Genomic DNA, 15,445 nt, shown 5'->3' with positions numbered 1-15,445 from the left:
ATCTCACGCGCCAAGTCCAAGCCTGGCAAGACGATCGCAACCGAACGACGAAGGGCGTCGACTGGCAATTCACGACCCAACAAGCCCGCGTGAAACTGCGACGACTCTACCCCCAGCTTTTGGTGTGACAAGGGACTAGGCTACTTAGCGATGCCCCAGCTCCGAGCGCCTGTGGCTGCATGCGCATCACGGGAGCGCAGGGATCGCCGTCGAAGTACTCGACCAGCCGCGGCGCCGTATACGCGTCCAGGTGGTCGATGACCGCCTTGTCCCCGACGTGGATCTGCTCACGCTCGAGAAACGTCGGCACAGGGATGACGATCGCGAACTCCTTGGGATCTCCCTTGAAATCGTTCGCCATCGTCAGGACGGTGCGATCGCCGTCGCGCACGAGCACGACCTGAGACGCTTGATTCCACAGGGAGGTATCGGCCTTGGCGACGTAGAAGCCGCAGAAGGCCAGGGCTCCCTCAGCGAGCCCCACGAGCAAGAGACACGAGAGCAAGAGCGGACGCAGGATGGGACGCATGGAAGTTCTCCTCCGGAACAGGGGCCCATCGAAAGACGGGCCCGGGAAGCCAACGATCGAGCAGCGGCACGAACGGGGCCGCTGCGAACAAGGCAAAGAGCAAGCCGTTCGGCTCGTAGAAGCCGAAGCGCATGACGAAGCCCGCTGCCGCGACACCAGTTGCGTAGACGAAACGTCCTGCCCGGGAACGCGGAGTCGTGCGCGGATCGGAGATCATGAAGAAGGCGAAGATCAGCAGCGCGCCGTTTTCGAGTTGGTGAAGCGGAATCGCCCAGGGATCCCCCAAATAGGCGGCACGGCCGAAGCTCAGCGCAATCCACGCAGCGAGAAAGGCCCAGGTCACATCGCTCCGCGCGGATCGGTGAATCACCAACTGGCCTACGCCGGCCAGCGCGAAGGTGAAGATGGCGACATGGCCCCACTGCCCGGCAGAAACCCAGGCACGATCGGTCAAGAGCAACAACACCACGATTCCGAAATTTGCCGGGTTGAAGACATGGCTGCCCCGGGCGCGCAGCAGATGCTTGCTACCGATGGCGAGAAGGGCTGCAAGCGCTGCCAGCCAGGGGTTCGCAGCTCGAAGCAGCAGACTCAAGGAGGTTGCCGTGATGAACGGACTCCGCGGATCGAAACGCTCCCCTCGCAACCGGCGCCCCAGCCATTCCGTCGCCAGGGCCACACTGACGACCAGGACGAAGCGATCCAGGGAAAGCTCGAGATCCAGGGCGCTGATTCCATAGGCCGTCAATCCACCCAGGGCGGCGATCTGGAAGTGGCGGGGATCGGCCATGAAACGATCCTAACGGGTCCCACCGGCCCCTGCGTAAAGGCTCGGTAAACCCGAAAAGGGTCACCGCAGGAAGAGGCGATAGGCGGGATTGTCCGTCTCTTCCGTCCACGGATAACCGAGTTCATCGAGGTAGCGACGGAAACCCGCGTCCTCGTTGCCCGGAACCTGGATTCCCGCCAGCACGCGACCCACCGCCGAGCCGTGGTTCCGATAGTGGAACAAGGAGAGGTTCCAGCGCGGATTCATCAGATCGAGGAAACGCGCAAGCGCCCCCGGCCGCTCCGGAAACTCGAACCGCAACAGACGCTCGTCTGCCAGCTGCGGCACCCGCCCGCCAACCATAAAGCGGGTATGCAGGAGTGCCATCTCGTTCTCGGTCAGGTCTTCCACGTCGTAGCCTGCGCCCCGGAGTTCCCGGATCAGCCCCGCCCGTTCGACGCCACCCCCCAATGCAACACCGACGAAGACATGCGCCTCCGGGCTCTGGGCATGGCGATAGTTGAACTCGGTCACATTGGCGTCCTGCAACGCTCGACAGAGTTCCCTGAAACTGCCGGGTTGTTCGGGAATCGTGACGCCCAGGATCGCCTCGCGATGTTCACCCAGCTCCGCGCGCTCGGAGATATGGCGCAGGCGGTGGAAACCGATGTTGGCGCCGCTCTGGATCGCCACCAATGACCGGCCTTCGTCACCCCCCTGCTCCTCCAGCCACCGCTTCATGCCGGCAACTGCCAAGGCACCCGCGGGCTCGGCCAGGACGCGGGTCTCTTCGAAGAGATCCTGGATCGCGGCGCACACGTCGTCCACGCCGACCTGCACCATGTCGTCGACCCGCTCACGAACGATCCGGAAGGGAGCCTCACCCACTTGTCGTACTGCAGCGCCGTCTACGAAGAGCCCCACCCGATCGAGAGGCACGGGTCGCCCAGCGGCGAGCGCCGCCGTCATGCTCGCTCCGTCCTCCGCTTCCACGCCAAAGATCCGCGTCTCCGGACGGAGGAATTTCGCATACGCGAGGATACCGGCCAACAGACCGCCGCCGCCGACGGGTACGAAGATTGCGTCGATCGGGTCCGGGTGCTGACGCAGGATTTCCATGCCAATGGTTCCCTGCCCCGCGATCACATCCAGATCGTCGAACGGGTGGATGAGCGTCCCGCCCTCTTCGGCGACCAGGGCGTGTGCTCGTTCGGCGGCATCGGCGACTGTGTCCCCGAAGAGCTCGACGGTTGCGCCCAGCGCGTCGACGGCGCGCACCTTGATCGACGGCGTCGTGCGGGGCATCACGATCGTGGCCGGAAATCCCAGACGCTCCGCGGCAAGGGCGACGCCCTGCGCGTGGTTCCCGGCCGAGCAGGCCACCAGGCCGCGGCGCCCGGTCTCGAGCGAGAGCTGGGAGATCTTGTTGTAGGCCCCGCGCAACTTGAACGAGAAGATCGGTTGGAGATCCTCCCGCTTCAGCAGCACCCGTTCCCCGAAGCGTGCAGACAGCTTCGGAGCCGCTTCGAGCGGGGTTTCCCGAGCGACATCGTAGACGCGCGCTCGGAGGATCCGTTCGATCAGGGCGTCGCTCATGACGAGAGCCTAGCCAGAGACAGGATCAGGGACCGCACGCTTCTCGGCTGCGCAGAACGCAGCCGCAAGGGTCCACGTCCGATTCCCGGATGGCACGTTGGCAACGAAGCTCCCCGAACCCACCGGCACAGCCTATTCGTGGACGGCCCGCGGAGGTCGCATCGGGTGTTGGGGCAACCCGTCCTCGATGGAGAACCAGGCGGCCTTCTGATCGACGAACGCATGGTGGGAGAGTTCGAGGCCAGCTTCATCATCCAGGGCTCCCGGCGGAATTCCCACGCCGCCGATTTCCGGGTAGACCAGCGGAGCCGCCGAACCGCAGACCCGGCAGAAAGCCCGCCTGTAGGCAGGCGGGCCTTCGAGGATGGGCGCCTCATATTGAACGACCGATTCCTCACCCGAGATCCAGCGGAAGCCAGCCAGCCCTACCCCCGCTTCCGGCGCGAACGCCCCACCGGTCGCCTTGCGACAACGCTTGGCGTGGCAGGCCTGGATCGGAGTGAGCTCCCGAGTGATCTCGAAGCGGACCGTCCCGCACAGACAGCTTCCGGTTCTCATGCGCTGCCCTCTCCTACTTCCCTTCGAACCGCGGCTCTCGTCGCTCGGCCATGGCCTTCACCCCCTCGGCGAAATCGGCCGTCTTGCGCAGCCGATCCTGTTCAGCCTGCTCGTGACGGGTCGCTTCCCGGATCCGCTCGGCCAGATCGCCGCGCAGGGTGCGACGAATCGACCGCACGGCCAGGGGCGCCGAGAGCGCAATCTCGTGGGCGAGCCCGTGAGCGAATTCGTGCAGCTGTTCCCTTGCAACGAGCCGGTGGCACAAGCCCAGGGCCAGGGCTTCCTCCCCCTTCACACGACGGCCGGTGTAGAGCAGTTCCGCTGCAGCACTCGTTCCGACCAGTTCGGGAAGTGTCACGCTCAGGCCAAAGCCCTGATGGAACCCAAGGCGTGCAAAATTGGCGGCGAAGCGCGCTTCTGGGGCGGCCACCCGAAAATCCGCAGCCAATGCGAGGCCCAACCCGCCGCCGATCGCAGCGCCCTGGATCGCAGCCACGAAGGGCAACGGCGCTTCGAACAAGCGCACGGCCTCGGCGTAGAGGTCTCCCGGCTCGTCCCTTCGCCCCCGGCCGCTGAAATCGGCGCCAGCACAGAAATGCTTGCCTTCAGAGCACAAGACGATGGCCCGGCAGCGGTCGCCCTCGGCCAGTTCGTGAAAGGTATCGGCCAGATCGCGAATCAGGCCCATATCGAAGAAGTTGGCAGGGCCGCGTTGGATCTCGACCCGCGCCACACGGCCTTGTAGCTCGATGCCCAGATCGCTCATTCGTAGGAAACCCTCATGAGCAGGAGCCTAACACGATCCCCCCAGACGCCGACGGGCCCGTGGTTCGACCTCGTGAGCCAACCAGTTGGCGAGCTCTCGCAACCGGATGCCCGGGTCGACCACATCCGCGTCGATCCCGTAGCGCCAGGCGATGTCGCTTCGATCCGGGTTCGCGTGAAGAGTCTCCAGGTCGTGAATCCACGCTGCAGCACCCGCCTCATCGGCAAAACTACCCTGCGCGATCAGATCGGCGGTTCGGATATGCGCCTGGCGCGCGATCTCGTGGAGGTGATATTCCGGGTGATACTGCACGGCCCAGAAGCGGCCCCGACCCTGCTCGATGGACACCGCCTGAACCCGCGTGAACTCGTTCGTTGCCAGCAGCGTCGCCCCGGGCGGTAGACTCTCGATCTCGTCCTGATGGCTCGTCAATGCATCGAAGACCGCCGGTTTCCCCTCGTACATCGGATGAGCCGTACCGGAATCCGTCAACTGGATCTTGCGGGACACGCCGAACTCGCGCCCCCTGGGATTCCGCCTGCACACGCCGCCGGCCGCGACCACCGCGAGCTGGGCCGCCCAACAGCTCCCATGAGCGGGCAGCCCCACCTCGAACCCGCGGCGAGCCAACTCGACCTGGCGGGTGACCTGCGGATCGTCCTTCACGTGGATCGTCAGGCTGGAGCCGCTCCACAGCATGCCGTCATATTGGTCGAGGGCTTCAGGAGGCGTCCAATCCGCATCGGCCGGAAAACCAATCTCCATTTCAGCCATGGGAGCCAGCGCCCGGACACACTCGGCATACAAGGGCCCCGCCTCGGTCGCTCCGCCGCGGACCAACTTCTCACGGCCCTCCCGGGCGTAGGCGTCGAGCACGAGCAGGCGCATCACGTTCTTCAGATGGCAAACGCGGCAGCGAGCAACACAGCGAGGGCCCCGCTCATGGCTGAAGCATCCTCGCGGCACTCCAAGGCCGGAATCCGCCCGTTCGGGTGGACCTCCAGGAACGCGGGTGCCGCAACCAGACCGATCATCAGAACTCCTGCCAAAGAGGAGCGAAGAGTATCACTCCTCGCTGGGACGTAGAGCCGCCGCAATGGCTGAGAGGGGCGGAGGCTCCTGGGCATCCTGGAAACCTGCAAGACGTCGGTAGACCTCCGCAGCCGCCTGATGGAAACCATCCGGCAGGCCCGCAGCCTCGAACGTCGCCGCGATCTCTCGCATCTCGCCCTCGAAACGCCAAGCCTTTGCAGCGACCGAAGGCACGCCGCGGTCGAGGCGACGCGGCACATCCGGGGCCAGGATTTCCCACTCGGCCCGCAAGGCCTGCTCGACCCCCTCACCGGCGGCAACCGCATGGATGGCGGCCAACAGCGCGGTACTCCCCTTGGTCCAGGCTGCGAACACCATCTTCAGGGCCGATGCGGCGCCCACCTCGTTCGAAACCACACGAGCTTCGAGAGGCCCTGCGACGAACAAGGCTGCGGCCTCGGCGGCTTCATCTCCAGAAAGGTGCAGCCGCGTCGTACCCGGTTGGCGCGCCGGGGGACCGATGATTCCAGCATCGACGAAGCGAGCCTTGCCCTCGCAACGGAGTGCCAACTCGCGGGCCGTCGCGGGTGAAATCGCATTGGCGTCGACGTAGAGGCCCTCGAAGTCGTGGGCGAGTACCGCCTCCAGCAACTCTCGCGCAGCACTCGGCGGGCAGACCGCCAGGATCAGCTCGCTTTCCCTGACCACTTCTGCGAGCCCGCCGACATCTTCCAGGCCGGCGTCCACCGCCCGCGCGCGCGTAGCCGCCGTCCGTCCATCCAGGGCCACAACCACCCGCTGACCGCTCTCCCGCGCACAGGCACCCACGCTGGCCCCCATCTGGCCGGGATGAAGCAGCCCCAGCGTCCTCATGAGTCACCTCCCGGCGGACCGGGGTCATGTTTCAGCTCTGCCATCCGGGCCAGGTAGGCGAGCAACGCGTCCAGATCCGGTTCGGTCAGATGCTGGTGAGCGGGCATGCTCGTGTAACGAAAGCTCTCCGGGTTGCGGATGAACTCCCGCAACTGATGCGCCGGGCGATACTCGGTGATGTTGCGCGGCACGTTCAGCTCTGGGCCGACCTTGCCGCCCTCCCCGTTGATCGCATGACAATGGGCACACTCGCGCTGGAAGAGCCCGTAGCCTCGGACCGCTGGCGAACCCGTCTCCTTCCCGGTCGGCACCGTATGGGGAAACCGCTCCTCGAAGCTGGCAATTTCGATCGTCGCGAGCTGATAGGGCCACGGCCATGCGTGCGCATCCCACTGCTCCGGCCGCTCCCACACCAGATAGAAGGGTGCGGGGTCCAGCTGGCGCCGGTCGATCGGGTCGAAGCCCTCTTCGCCACGGACGAGCCGGTCCGCATCGGCAAACGCGAGGTAGGCCCCGGGGCCCAGCAGCCGATCCGCCTCCGCTTGCCGCGTGTAGCCGTCCAGGGCGCGTAGAAGGAGACCTTCGCCAGCCAGTGCGGCCGCATCGCCGAAGCCCAACGCCAGGACCTCCCGCAACGGACACACGCGAAAACGCTTCGCTACGCCGTAGTACGGATCCTTCCCGATCTCGAGCGTGCGCTCAGCGCACGCAGCCCGCAGCTGATCGAGCGTTTTCGAGTTCACCTCGGTGCCGTCGCGAACGAAGCGCAGCCGCGGCACTGGGCTCTTCCCGAGCGCAAGCGCGATTCCCGAAGCGAGCAGCAGGACGGCAACCGTGGCCGATACGAAGGTGCGCATCGTCGTACCGTAGGGCTGACGCAGAACTCATGCGAGCAGGAAGGCCTGCGAAACGGTCAGAGTTCGTCTCGGACCTTCTCCAGGACCCGATGCAGTCGACGCACGTAGGCGGTCGTCACGATATGACCCAGCTCCTGGGCGAGCCAGGGCTTGTTCCGCGCCAGGTACTGGTAACCCCGTGCGTCGAACTCGAGCAGCGACGTTTCGTTCTCGGTGATCGCCGATTCGGTCGGTGGCACACCCGCGAGCATCGCCAGCCCTCCGAAGACTTGTCCGGAGCTCACCCGGTCGATCGGAATCTCCCTTACACCACGCGCGCGGACCTGAAGAATCACAGAGCCGCTCTCCACGACGAAAATCGACCCGGAACTCTCGGGATCATGATCCTGGCGATAGATCGTGTGGCCAGCCGGTAGCCTGCGAACACGGGTGATCTGGGACAGGCCCATGGCTCCGTCCACACCTAGCGGCCGGAGATCCGAACCCACGTAGAGGAAGCGCGCAAGCTGCTTGCCGCCCTCCAGCACCGCATCCCAGAGCCGATCCACGGCCTCGTCCGGCGGGTTCACGAATTCGATGCCCGTCATCACCACATCGTCGCCGGGAAGCGTATTCTGCCAGCGTCCCTGGGCTTCGACACCCAGCCAACTCCCGTCGATCTGAATCTCGACACGCTCGATCGATTTGGTCGCAACCGGAGACTCAGTGGCAACACAAGCGCCACCGACACTCAGATCCCTCGTAGATGCGGCCAGCGGCCCCCTGAAATCACTGGAGTACAGACGAGCCGGGAGATCTGTGCCAATGCGCGGATCCCCACGGCTTCCGAAGAGCTCTACCGTTCCAGACGACATGCGACCTACTCGAGCGAACCACGCTTCATCAGCGCGATACCTGGATCAGAATTGAAGACCTGCATCGCAGGGAAACGACCTTCATTCGGAAACCCCTTCCTCGTGTGATCGATCCCTGCCGTTTTCGGCCCGTTGGTGTGTGAACGTAATGGTGAATCCGTTCTTCTTTCACACTCCGTCGCTCGTAGCACGCACGCACTCGGGGTTCTCCCCGAGAACCATGGGGGGTTTGGACGAATTCAGATCCCGCCCAAGCGTTCGCTGGCGCGGAGAGCGACCGGGGACGACCGGTCGACGATCGTGGGGCAGGTCCGCGTTGGCCTCGACGAGAATCTCAGCAGATCCCTGCCAGGCGACGACGCCAGCTCCCGGGATCTCCATGCCTCGAAGAAGTGAACCCAACACCTCCAGAATCAGGCATAGCTGCTTGATCTTGCTCCGGTTTTCACCATTTTCGATCGGACAGCCAGCAGCAGTCTCCGCCGGACACGAGCCCATGGGAGCGATCGGGGAAACGCTCAGCAGCAGCCGGGGCCGGTTCCGGAGTCGCTCTCGTCATGCCAGTGGGGCGGGTCGAGGTAGAGCCCTTGCTGCGCGGCCAAACGCATCGCCCGCGCCGTATCGATCACCCACGGCCCCTCCCGCACGACGCGAAGACGAGCGCGTTCCCCAGCCGCCAGGACGCGTTCGCGATCGCCATCGAATTCGAGCAGCCCCGGCCCGCACATCACGATTTCCTCGTCGAGCTCTACGCGACGTGCGCTTTCTACGTAGGCCGTTCTGTACAGACCGGGTGAAACGGGTACCAGCAGAGGACGCCCGCCGTCCCCACGTGCGGTGCACTCCACCACGACTCCGAAATCGTCTTCGGCACTCGCAGGCTCGAGCAGCCCCCCGATCGGAGACATGCCGATCGAACCAGGCTCTGCCCGCGAGAGCAGCATATGGCGGATCTTCTCGGGGTCGAAGGGCATGAAGCTGCCCGGATGATCGCCAGCGACGAGTACACCGTCGATCACGGCAAGGCTCTCCTCACCGTCTTCGTACGCCGCGCGCACGAGCTTGGCTCGGACGGCGACTTCCTCGAGTTCGACGCGGCCACTCGCCACAAGGCCCGCCGCTGCACCCGCCGTCGTGGCCTCGACCGTCTCCGGGAACACGTTGTTCGTGCCGGTCGAGAGCGGCAGGAGCGGTGCATCGGGCCAGGCCTTCGCCACCAGACGCTGGGTGCCGTCTCCGCCGAGCACGAGGAGCGCGCCACAGCCGGCTTTGCGCATGGCTTCGACCGCGCGGAGCGTATCGCTCGGCTTGGTCTCGAGTTTCCCGATGTCGAGGAACTCCATCTCTGCGCCTAGCCGAAGCAGATCCACGGCCCGTTCTGAAACACGAAAGAGATCCCGCACGAGCAGGACCCTCTTCACGCCCGCTGCCACGGCCCCCACCACGGCTCGCTGAAGCTGATTGCGCTTCGCGTCCGGGGTATGCGTCTGCGCGCGGCCCACCAGACGGCGGACATCCCGACCCGACATCGGATTCGCGATCACACCGAGCGGACGGGGCTCCATCGCCTAGGAGCCACCACCGTGAACATTGATCTTCTCGCCTGTCACGTACCTGGCGGCATCCGACACGAGAAAACGCACGACCGCCGCAACCTCTTCGGGGCTGCAGACGTGGCCAAAGGGCATCGAAGCATCGAGCTGGCGAAGATCATCGACCCCAGCGGTTGCCTTCATCAACCGACGGCCCATCTCGGTCTCGATCAAGCCCGGCGCGACCACATTCACGTGGATGCCGTTGGGTCGCTCCTCTTTCGCGAGCGTGAAGGCCAGCGATTCCATGGCGGCCTTGCCCATGCTGTAGGGCGCACCGTTGGCGCCGTGATAGAGCGTCGCAACGCTCGAGATCATCACGATGTCTCCCCGAGGCTGCGTGCGCATGCTCGGCAGGACGAGCTGACACAACTGATGGGGCCCGAGCGCGTGAATACGGATGACCCGTTCCAGCTCGACCGGATCGGTGTCCGCGACGCTCTGCCCGCGGCTCGCGATGCCGGCGTTGTTCACGAGGATGTCGATGTGTCCGAAATCCCGGATGACCGCATCGACCATGGCCGCATCGGCCTCGTAGTCGTCCACCGAGGCGGCGTAGGCCCGCGCCTCGCGGCCGAGTGCGCGAATGGCCTCGACTGTCTCCTTGGCAGCCGCTTCATCTCGCCTGTAGTTCACGGCGATATCGGCGCCATCTTCAGCCAACCCGAGAGCGATGGCGCGGCCCACACCGCGCCCCCCGCCCGTCACCAATGCAACGCGTCCTTGTTTCGACATGGCCGAAGCCTAGTTCATACGCGCCTCGAGGTGCCGCTGGGCCAGCTCCGTCAGGTAGAGGGCCCAGAGAGCCGGATCCCAGGTCTGGACCGCTGCATCCACGGGCTCGGCTGCGGGCGCCTCGGTGCGGGTTCGGATCGGTTCATCGTTGGGTAGGAACATGCAAAGAGCCTTTGCACGCCCCGGGGCCTGTCAAATCGCGCATTTCTCAGCTGAGAACGAGCGGCGGAAAGCGCGCAATCTGGTGGAAATCCGGTGCGGCGCCGGGAAGTGCAGAGGCCGCCAGAAAGCGACGCGCCCTCCCCTCGCCGTGAATCGCGAATGCGTTGGCGGCTAACAGCCCCGGGGGCAGCCAGGCTGTGGGGAAGCCCGCCGTCGCCCGCCAGCGATTCCCATCGCGCTGCACCTCGAGCGCGAGCGGCAAGCCCTCCTGCTCCACGCGGCGACATCCGTGCAACTCGAGCACGAGGTAATGACCGTGGGGCCCGATCTCGATCTCGAGATACTCCTCATCCCTCCCGACGAGAAAGAGTTCCACGACCTCGTACTCCCACAGCCCCGATCTCACACCGGCGGGCCCGGGCGGCGGCGGATCGCCGTGGAACGGCGCTTCGACACGCAACTCCGCCTGCGCGTCATCCCAATCGAGTGACAGGGTGGCCTCTTCCTCTAGAGACACTGGCTGGCCATCCCAGGTGAAGGCCACCTTCCACTCGGCACGCGGCATGTTGGCAGGGTACCTTCTCCTTCCACCACGCATCAGAGCGGAGCACCGAGCGCCCTCGCAACGAGCTCGGGAGCTGAGCCCGACGCGCCCAGTCTGGAGACCCGCGATGAACCGTCGAAGCCTTCTCTTCGTCCTACTCGCCGTTGCGCTCGCCACCAGCCCCGGCTGCGCGTGGCTCAAGCGACAGATGTACGCGGGGGGCGACCGGGATGCGTGGCAGCAACCGGACCGGGTCGTCAGCAGCCTGGGATTCGCCGCGGATGCACGGGTCGCGGACCTCGGGGCCGGCGGCGGCTACTTCACCTTCCGCCTGGCCGACGCCGTAAAGGACGGGCGGGTCTATGCCGTCGATATCGACCCCTCGATGACGGCCTACATCGAGAGCAAGGCCAAGGAGGATGGCTACACGAACGTGAGCGTGGTTGTGGCGGACGCCGAAGACGCGAGGCTGCCGGAGCCCGTCGATTGGGTCTTCACGAGCAACACCTTCCACCATCTTCCCGACCAGGCCGCCTACTTCGCGCGATTGAAGAACCACCTGAAGCCTGGCGGTCGCGTGGCCGTCGTGGAGTATGCGCCCCGCGAGGGCTGGTCCCTGCTGGGCGACCACGCGACCGCCAAGGACGCGATCGTTGCTGCGTTTTCCGAGGCTGGCTACCGGCTCGACGCAGACCACAGCTTCCTGGATCGCCAGAGTTTCCTGGTGTTCGCAGTCGACGAGCGCTGATGCGTGAAACGGATCATCCGCTTCAGGCGGTTGCGGGTACGCTCCGCTCCTCTCGTACCGTGCGATGGATCAGGTAGGCGAGCGGGCCTGCCGCGCCGATCGTCAGACTGAGGGCGGCGTAGGGCCAGAACGGCAGCGACCTCTCGCGGGCGTCGCTCCACTGCCAGATCGTGAAGAGGACGAGCACGATGCTGAGGTCGAGCATGGCGAGACGGGTTGCGCCATTCGCGAGCATCGCCTCGAAGAAGCCGACGTAGCCGTGTTCGAGAATGGCGATGTCGGTCAGGATCAGGAAGCCGACGAGGGCAAGGGAGAGGGCTGCGATTCGGGTCATGGAGTTCTCCTTCGGGATGGGCGCGTTGCCTTCCCCCTGAGCAAGCCGCGTGCCCGCGGGGCGACGCCGCAGGAGGCCCGAGAGATCCTTCCGGTTGCAACCCTGCAACACGCTTGTGGCAGCACTGCCACGCGGGGCTCGCCGGAGGCCTCCTCATGGCTCGAAGGACTGGCACCCGATTTGCGATGTACGCTCTCTCAGGCCCACCACGGGGAGGAAGCCGGCGTGACCGAACATCGATGGGGACTCTGGGGCGCGCTGGCAGGTGCGGCCCTCGGCCTGGCGGATACGTGGCTGCTCGGCTCGACCGGCGTCGAGATGAGGCTGGGCGAGAAGGACGCGACCTGGCTCGTCGCGCTGACCTTCGGATTCAATCTGACCCTGGTAGGTGGCCTGGCGGGCTCCCTTTGGAGCGCTCGCGAGCGCCAACGCAGGGATGCGAAGCGAATCCATGACCAGCAGGAGGCGTTGGCCGCCTCCGAACGGACCGCGTTCGAGAACGAGAAACTCGCCGCCATCGGCCGGCTGGCAGCGGGCATCGCCCATGAGGTGCGAAACCCGCTCGGCGTGATGCGAGCCTCGGCCGCCCTGGTGCAGGAGCAATTCCCGGAAGGCGAGGATGCCCATCGGGCCTGCGCCTTCGTCGTGGAGGAAGCCGATCGGTTGAACGAGTTGATCCGCTCGTTGCTCGCCTTCGCCCGGCCGACGGCATTGACGCCCCGGCCCAGTGCGATCGACACGATGGTCGCCAGGGCGGTTGCGCTGGCTCAGCCTCCCTTGGAGACCCACGACGTCGAGCTCACCCGAAATCTCCAGAGCCTCGAAGGCCTGCACGTCGACGCGGACGCGGGCCTCGTTTCCCAGGTGCTTCTCTGCCTCCTGACGAATGCGGCCGAAGCGGTCGGAAGCGAAGGCCACGTGCGCCTGGAAGGCCGCCGGGACGACCTTTCCCTCTACCTACGGGTGGCCGACGACGGGCCCGGTGTCGAACCGGCCGACCGCGCCAAGCTCTTCGAGCCCTTCTTCACGACCAAGCCCCAAGGAACGGGATTGGGTCTCGCGATGGCCGCACAGATCGCGCGAGCCCACGGCGGAAGCCTGTCGCTGATTCCCGGAGCCGGAACGGGAGCAAACGGCGATGGCGCGTGTTTCGAACTCGCCCTGCCCTGGCACGGAAAGGTCGCGGCGTGAATCCCCCTTGCCACGAAAGGATTGCGGCTTGAAGCCTCGCATCGCGATTCTCGATGACGAGACCCGGCTCGTGGGCATCCTCGAAATGCTGCTGCGCAGGGAAGGATACGATGCGATCGGCTTTGGCGATCCGGAGCGAGCGATCGAATCCCTCGCCGAGGGTCGTTTCGACCTGTTGCTCACCGATCTCCGCATGCCGGGCCTGGATGGGATCCAGGTGCTCGAGCGGGTTCGGGAGATCGACCCAAGCCTGCCCGTGATCGTGCTGACGGCCCATGCCAGCATCGAAACGGCGATCCGCGCAGTCCGGCTGGGCGCCTTCGACTATGTGGAAAAGCCCTTCGACAACGATGGCCTGAGAACTCTCGTCGCCCGGGCGCTCGAACACACCCGCCTGCGCCGGGAGAACCAACACCTGCGTGCCGAGCTTGGCCGAGAGCAGGGGTCGGAAACGATCGTGGCCGAAAGCACCGCCATGGCCGACGTGCTCGACGTCGTGCGCCGTGCGGCACGAAGCGACGCGACGGTGCTGGTCACCGGCGAGAGCGGGACCGGCAAGGAACGAATCGCCCGGGCCGTCCACGTCCTCTCCGAGCGAGTCGGCGGGCCCTTCGTCGCCGTGAATTGCAAAGCCCTTGCACCGGGCGTGCTCGAGAGCGAGCTCTTCGGCCACGAACGCGGCGCCTTCACGGGCGCCGAACGCGCGCGTCCAGGCCTCTTCGAGCGCGCCCACGGAGGGACGCTCTTTCTCGACGAGATCGGCGAGGTCTCCGAGGAGTTCCAGGCCAAGCTGCTGCGCGTGCTCCAGGAGAAACGCGTCTACCGGGTTGGCGGCGAAACCGAACACGAGGTGGACACCCGCATCGTCGCCGCGACGAATCGGGATCTCAAAGCCGAGATCGAAGGGGGCCGCTTCCGGGAAGACCTCTACTTCCGGTTGGCGGTCATTCCGATCCACCTCCTCCCATTGCGAGAGCGGCCCGAGGATCTGCTGCCTCTGGCGCGGCGATTCTTCGCCTCGGCAAGCCGGGAACGCATCCCGCCCCTCGAAGGCTGGAGCGATGAAGCCCAGGCCTGGATGCTGCAGCACGCGTGGCCGGGGAATGCCCGAGAGCTCGAGAACGCCATCGAACGGGGCGTCGTGCTGGCCCGGGGCCCACGCATCGAACTCGAAGATCTGCTCCCCGGTGAGCCACCGAGCCCGCTGCCGGCAGATGGGGCGCCGCCCGAAGAGAGCCTACGCGACTACCTCGATCGCCTGACCGGCGAACGCATCCGCGAGGTCCTGCGCACCAGCGGAGGCAGCCGCCAGGAGACCGCCGCTCGCTTGCAGATCGACCGCACGACCCTCTACCGATGGACCCAGAGGCTCGGCATCAAGGATTGAATTGTGGAGCGAGGAATGGGGCCGGCATGAAACCTGCCTTGGAGAGCTGAACGGTCATGGAGCCTCCGGGGGAAGCGTGGCGATGGCGACACGAACCGTGACCCGCTGTCAGCAAGGGAAGCGCGAACGGATGGCCTCAACCTCGGCGGCCTCCCGATCATCGAGCGATAGCGGGCCGCTACCGAGCCCAGCCGATTCCGCGACCCCGAGCCCGCCCCGCAACGCCACCATTGCGCCCCGCGACCGACACATCGGTGTGGCCTCTCCTCTCTGGCGCGGCCACCCGGTTGGAATCCCCACAAGTGGGTTGCACCCGTTAACGATGAAACCCCCACTTCCCGCGGGGGCTTACCTCTCAGGGTACTCCCTATTCGGCATGGATCCGCAGTTGGAACTCCTATCCCCCTCGGTGAGCGTTGCATGGCTCGTACTCGCGGGGCTCCATAGCATCCGTAGGCGCAAGGCAAGATCGAGCGTTGTCACCGCGCGATGGAGAACGTTGTCAAGCTGCAGCGCTTCTACTTCCCGTGGGAGCTGCAAGCAGCGCTACCGGAGTTCGTCGCCTACTACAACAACGAGCTCTATCACCAGGCGCTTGTCATCTTGAGGCTCGCGGACACCTACTTCGGTCGGAGAACCGCTGTGGTCTCGAAGCGAGAGAAGATCAAGTAGAGTTCGATGCGAAAGAGGAAGAACGAGTACCTGGCCGCGAGGGCGGCCTAGGCTTGAACCAAGAACTGGCCGTTCGCAAGAGCCACCCCCGGCCCGAAAGCCATTGACTGGGTCTGCCCCGATTCCGTAGACACTTTGGTTAGACCGTGAGACCCGGCTCCTCCGGATCTCTTCTTCGTTCAGTAATGAACGGGGGTTCGGGGGCGGAGCCCCCGAGTCTTCCGTTTCCGTTCTTGAGCTCGAATT

General features: G+C 65.5%; 21 protein-coding genes. 4 read left to right on the top strand and 17 right to left on the bottom strand.

Going from position 1 to position 15,445, the window contains the following annotated elements; translation table 11 throughout:
• Nucleotides 1–106: 106 nt before the first annotated feature.
• The 15 genes from GY937_12175 to GY937_12105 form a co-directional block, all read right to left on the bottom strand.
• Nucleotides 107–529 (bottom strand): DUF2330 domain-containing protein, encoded by a 423-nt coding sequence (locus tag GY937_12175; protein ID MCP5057466.1) that lies wholly within the window; start codon nucleotides 527–529, stop codon nucleotides 107–109.
• Complete coding sequence (locus GY937_12170; protein MCP5057465.1) at nucleotides 471–1,319, bottom strand: hypothetical protein; 849 nt, start codon at nucleotides 1,317–1,319, stop codon at nucleotides 471–473. Before GY937_12170 ends, GY937_12175 begins: the two co-directional genes overlap by 59 nt.
• Nucleotides 1,320–1,379: 60 nt before the next feature.
• Entirely contained in the window at nucleotides 1,380–2,894 is a 1,515-nt protein-coding gene (gene ilvA, locus GY937_12165; GenBank protein ID MCP5057464.1) for a threonine ammonia-lyase, biosynthetic, read from the bottom strand.
• A gap of 132 nt (nucleotides 2,895–3,026) precedes the next feature.
• Complete coding sequence (locus tag GY937_12160; protein MCP5057463.1) at nucleotides 3,027–3,452, bottom strand: GFA family protein; 426 nt, start codon at nucleotides 3,450–3,452, stop codon at nucleotides 3,027–3,029.
• A gap of 13 nt (nucleotides 3,453–3,465) precedes the next feature.
• The gene (locus GY937_12155; protein MCP5057462.1) at nucleotides 3,466–4,218 is read right to left on the bottom strand and encodes an enoyl-CoA hydratase/isomerase family protein; all 753 of its coding nucleotides are present in this window, start codon (nucleotides 4,216–4,218) and stop codon (nucleotides 3,466–3,468) included.
• A gap of 27 nt (nucleotides 4,219–4,245) precedes the next feature.
• Entirely contained in the window at nucleotides 4,246–5,118 is an 873-nt protein-coding gene (locus tag GY937_12150) for a type 1 glutamine amidotransferase (protein ID MCP5057461.1), read from the bottom strand.
• On the bottom strand, nucleotides 5,115–5,252 hold the full coding sequence (locus GY937_12145; GenBank protein ID MCP5057460.1) for a hypothetical protein: 138 nt from the start codon (nucleotides 5,250–5,252) through the stop codon (nucleotides 5,115–5,117). Before GY937_12145 ends, GY937_12150 begins: the two co-directional genes overlap by 4 nt.
• Nucleotides 5,253–5,283: 31 nt before the next feature.
• The gene (locus GY937_12140; protein MCP5057459.1) at nucleotides 5,284–6,123 is read right to left on the bottom strand and encodes an NAD(P)-dependent oxidoreductase; all 840 of its coding nucleotides are present in this window, start codon (nucleotides 6,121–6,123) and stop codon (nucleotides 5,284–5,286) included.
• A complete protein-coding gene (locus GY937_12135) occupies nucleotides 6,120–6,980 on the bottom strand; it encodes a cytochrome c (GenBank protein MCP5057458.1) in 861 nt (286 codons plus the stop codon). Before GY937_12135 ends, GY937_12140 begins: the two co-directional genes overlap by 4 nt.
• 56 nt (nucleotides 6,981–7,036) lie before the next feature.
• Complete coding sequence (locus tag GY937_12130) at nucleotides 7,037–7,834, bottom strand: cyclic nucleotide-binding domain-containing protein (GenBank protein MCP5057457.1); 798 nt, start codon at nucleotides 7,832–7,834, stop codon at nucleotides 7,037–7,039.
• Nucleotides 7,835–8,002: 168 nt separating this feature from the next.
• Complete coding sequence (locus GY937_12125) at nucleotides 8,003–8,236, bottom strand: hypothetical protein (protein ID MCP5057456.1); 234 nt, start codon at nucleotides 8,234–8,236, stop codon at nucleotides 8,003–8,005.
• A gap of 116 nt (nucleotides 8,237–8,352) precedes the next feature.
• On the bottom strand, nucleotides 8,353–9,399 hold the full coding sequence (locus GY937_12120) for an ATP-NAD kinase (GenBank protein ID MCP5057455.1): 1,047 nt from the start codon (nucleotides 9,397–9,399) through the stop codon (nucleotides 8,353–8,355).
• Nucleotides 9,400–9,402: 3 nt separating this feature from the next.
• A complete protein-coding gene (locus tag GY937_12115; protein MCP5057454.1) occupies nucleotides 9,403–10,161 on the bottom strand; it encodes an SDR family oxidoreductase in 759 nt (252 codons plus the stop codon).
• A gap of 9 nt (nucleotides 10,162–10,170) precedes the next feature.
• On the bottom strand, nucleotides 10,171–10,323 hold the full coding sequence (locus tag GY937_12110) for a hypothetical protein (GenBank protein ID MCP5057453.1): 153 nt from the start codon (nucleotides 10,321–10,323) through the stop codon (nucleotides 10,171–10,173).
• A 46-nt stretch (nucleotides 10,324–10,369) separates the two neighbouring features.
• Complete coding sequence (locus tag GY937_12105; protein MCP5057452.1) at nucleotides 10,370–10,888, bottom strand: hypothetical protein; 519 nt, start codon at nucleotides 10,886–10,888, stop codon at nucleotides 10,370–10,372.
• Nucleotides 10,889–10,994: 106 nt separating this feature from the next.
• Here GY937_12105 and GY937_12100 point away from each other — a divergent pair, with 106 nt between their 5' ends.
• Nucleotides 10,995–11,615, top strand: coding sequence for a class I SAM-dependent methyltransferase (locus GY937_12100; protein ID MCP5057451.1), 621 nt, complete (start codon nucleotides 10,995–10,997; stop codon nucleotides 11,613–11,615).
• Between the two features lie 22 nt (nucleotides 11,616–11,637).
• Here GY937_12100 and GY937_12095 read toward each other — a convergent pair whose 3' ends face one another.
• Nucleotides 11,638–11,949: a DUF2834 domain-containing protein gene (locus GY937_12095; GenBank protein MCP5057450.1), complete on the bottom strand. Its 312-nt coding sequence runs from the start codon at nucleotides 11,947–11,949 to the stop codon at nucleotides 11,638–11,640.
• A 225-nt stretch (nucleotides 11,950–12,174) separates the two neighbouring features.
• Here GY937_12095 and GY937_12090 point away from each other — a divergent pair, with 225 nt between their 5' ends.
• Both GY937_12090 and GY937_12085 read left to right on the top strand, forming a co-directional pair.
• On the top strand, nucleotides 12,175–13,140 hold the full coding sequence (locus GY937_12090; GenBank protein MCP5057449.1) for a hypothetical protein: 966 nt from the start codon (nucleotides 12,175–12,177) through the stop codon (nucleotides 13,138–13,140).
• A gap of 28 nt (nucleotides 13,141–13,168) precedes the next feature.
• Nucleotides 13,169–14,527 (top strand): sigma-54-dependent Fis family transcriptional regulator, encoded by a 1,359-nt coding sequence (locus GY937_12085; protein ID MCP5057448.1) that lies wholly within the window; start codon nucleotides 13,169–13,171, stop codon nucleotides 14,525–14,527.
• A 108-nt stretch (nucleotides 14,528–14,635) separates the two neighbouring features.
• Here GY937_12085 and GY937_12080 read toward each other — a convergent pair whose 3' ends face one another.
• Nucleotides 14,636–14,779 carry a hypothetical protein gene (locus tag GY937_12080; protein ID MCP5057447.1) on the bottom strand — a complete coding sequence of 48 codons (144 nt, stop codon included), beginning with the start codon at nucleotides 14,777–14,779 and terminating at the stop codon, nucleotides 14,636–14,638.
• 237 nt (nucleotides 14,780–15,016) lie between these two features.
• Here GY937_12080 and GY937_12075 point away from each other — a divergent pair, with 237 nt between their 5' ends.
• Nucleotides 15,017–15,199 carry a hypothetical protein gene (locus GY937_12075; GenBank protein MCP5057446.1) on the top strand — a complete coding sequence of 61 codons (183 nt, stop codon included), beginning with the start codon at nucleotides 15,017–15,019 and terminating at the stop codon, nucleotides 15,197–15,199.
• The last annotated feature ends 246 nt before the right edge of the window (nucleotides 15,200–15,445 follow it).

It is taken from the genome of bacterium, assembly GCA_024228115.1.
GTDB lineage: Bacteria > Myxococcota_A > UBA9160 > UBA9160 > UBA6930.
This window is presented reverse-complemented; position numbering and strand designations above follow the sequence as displayed.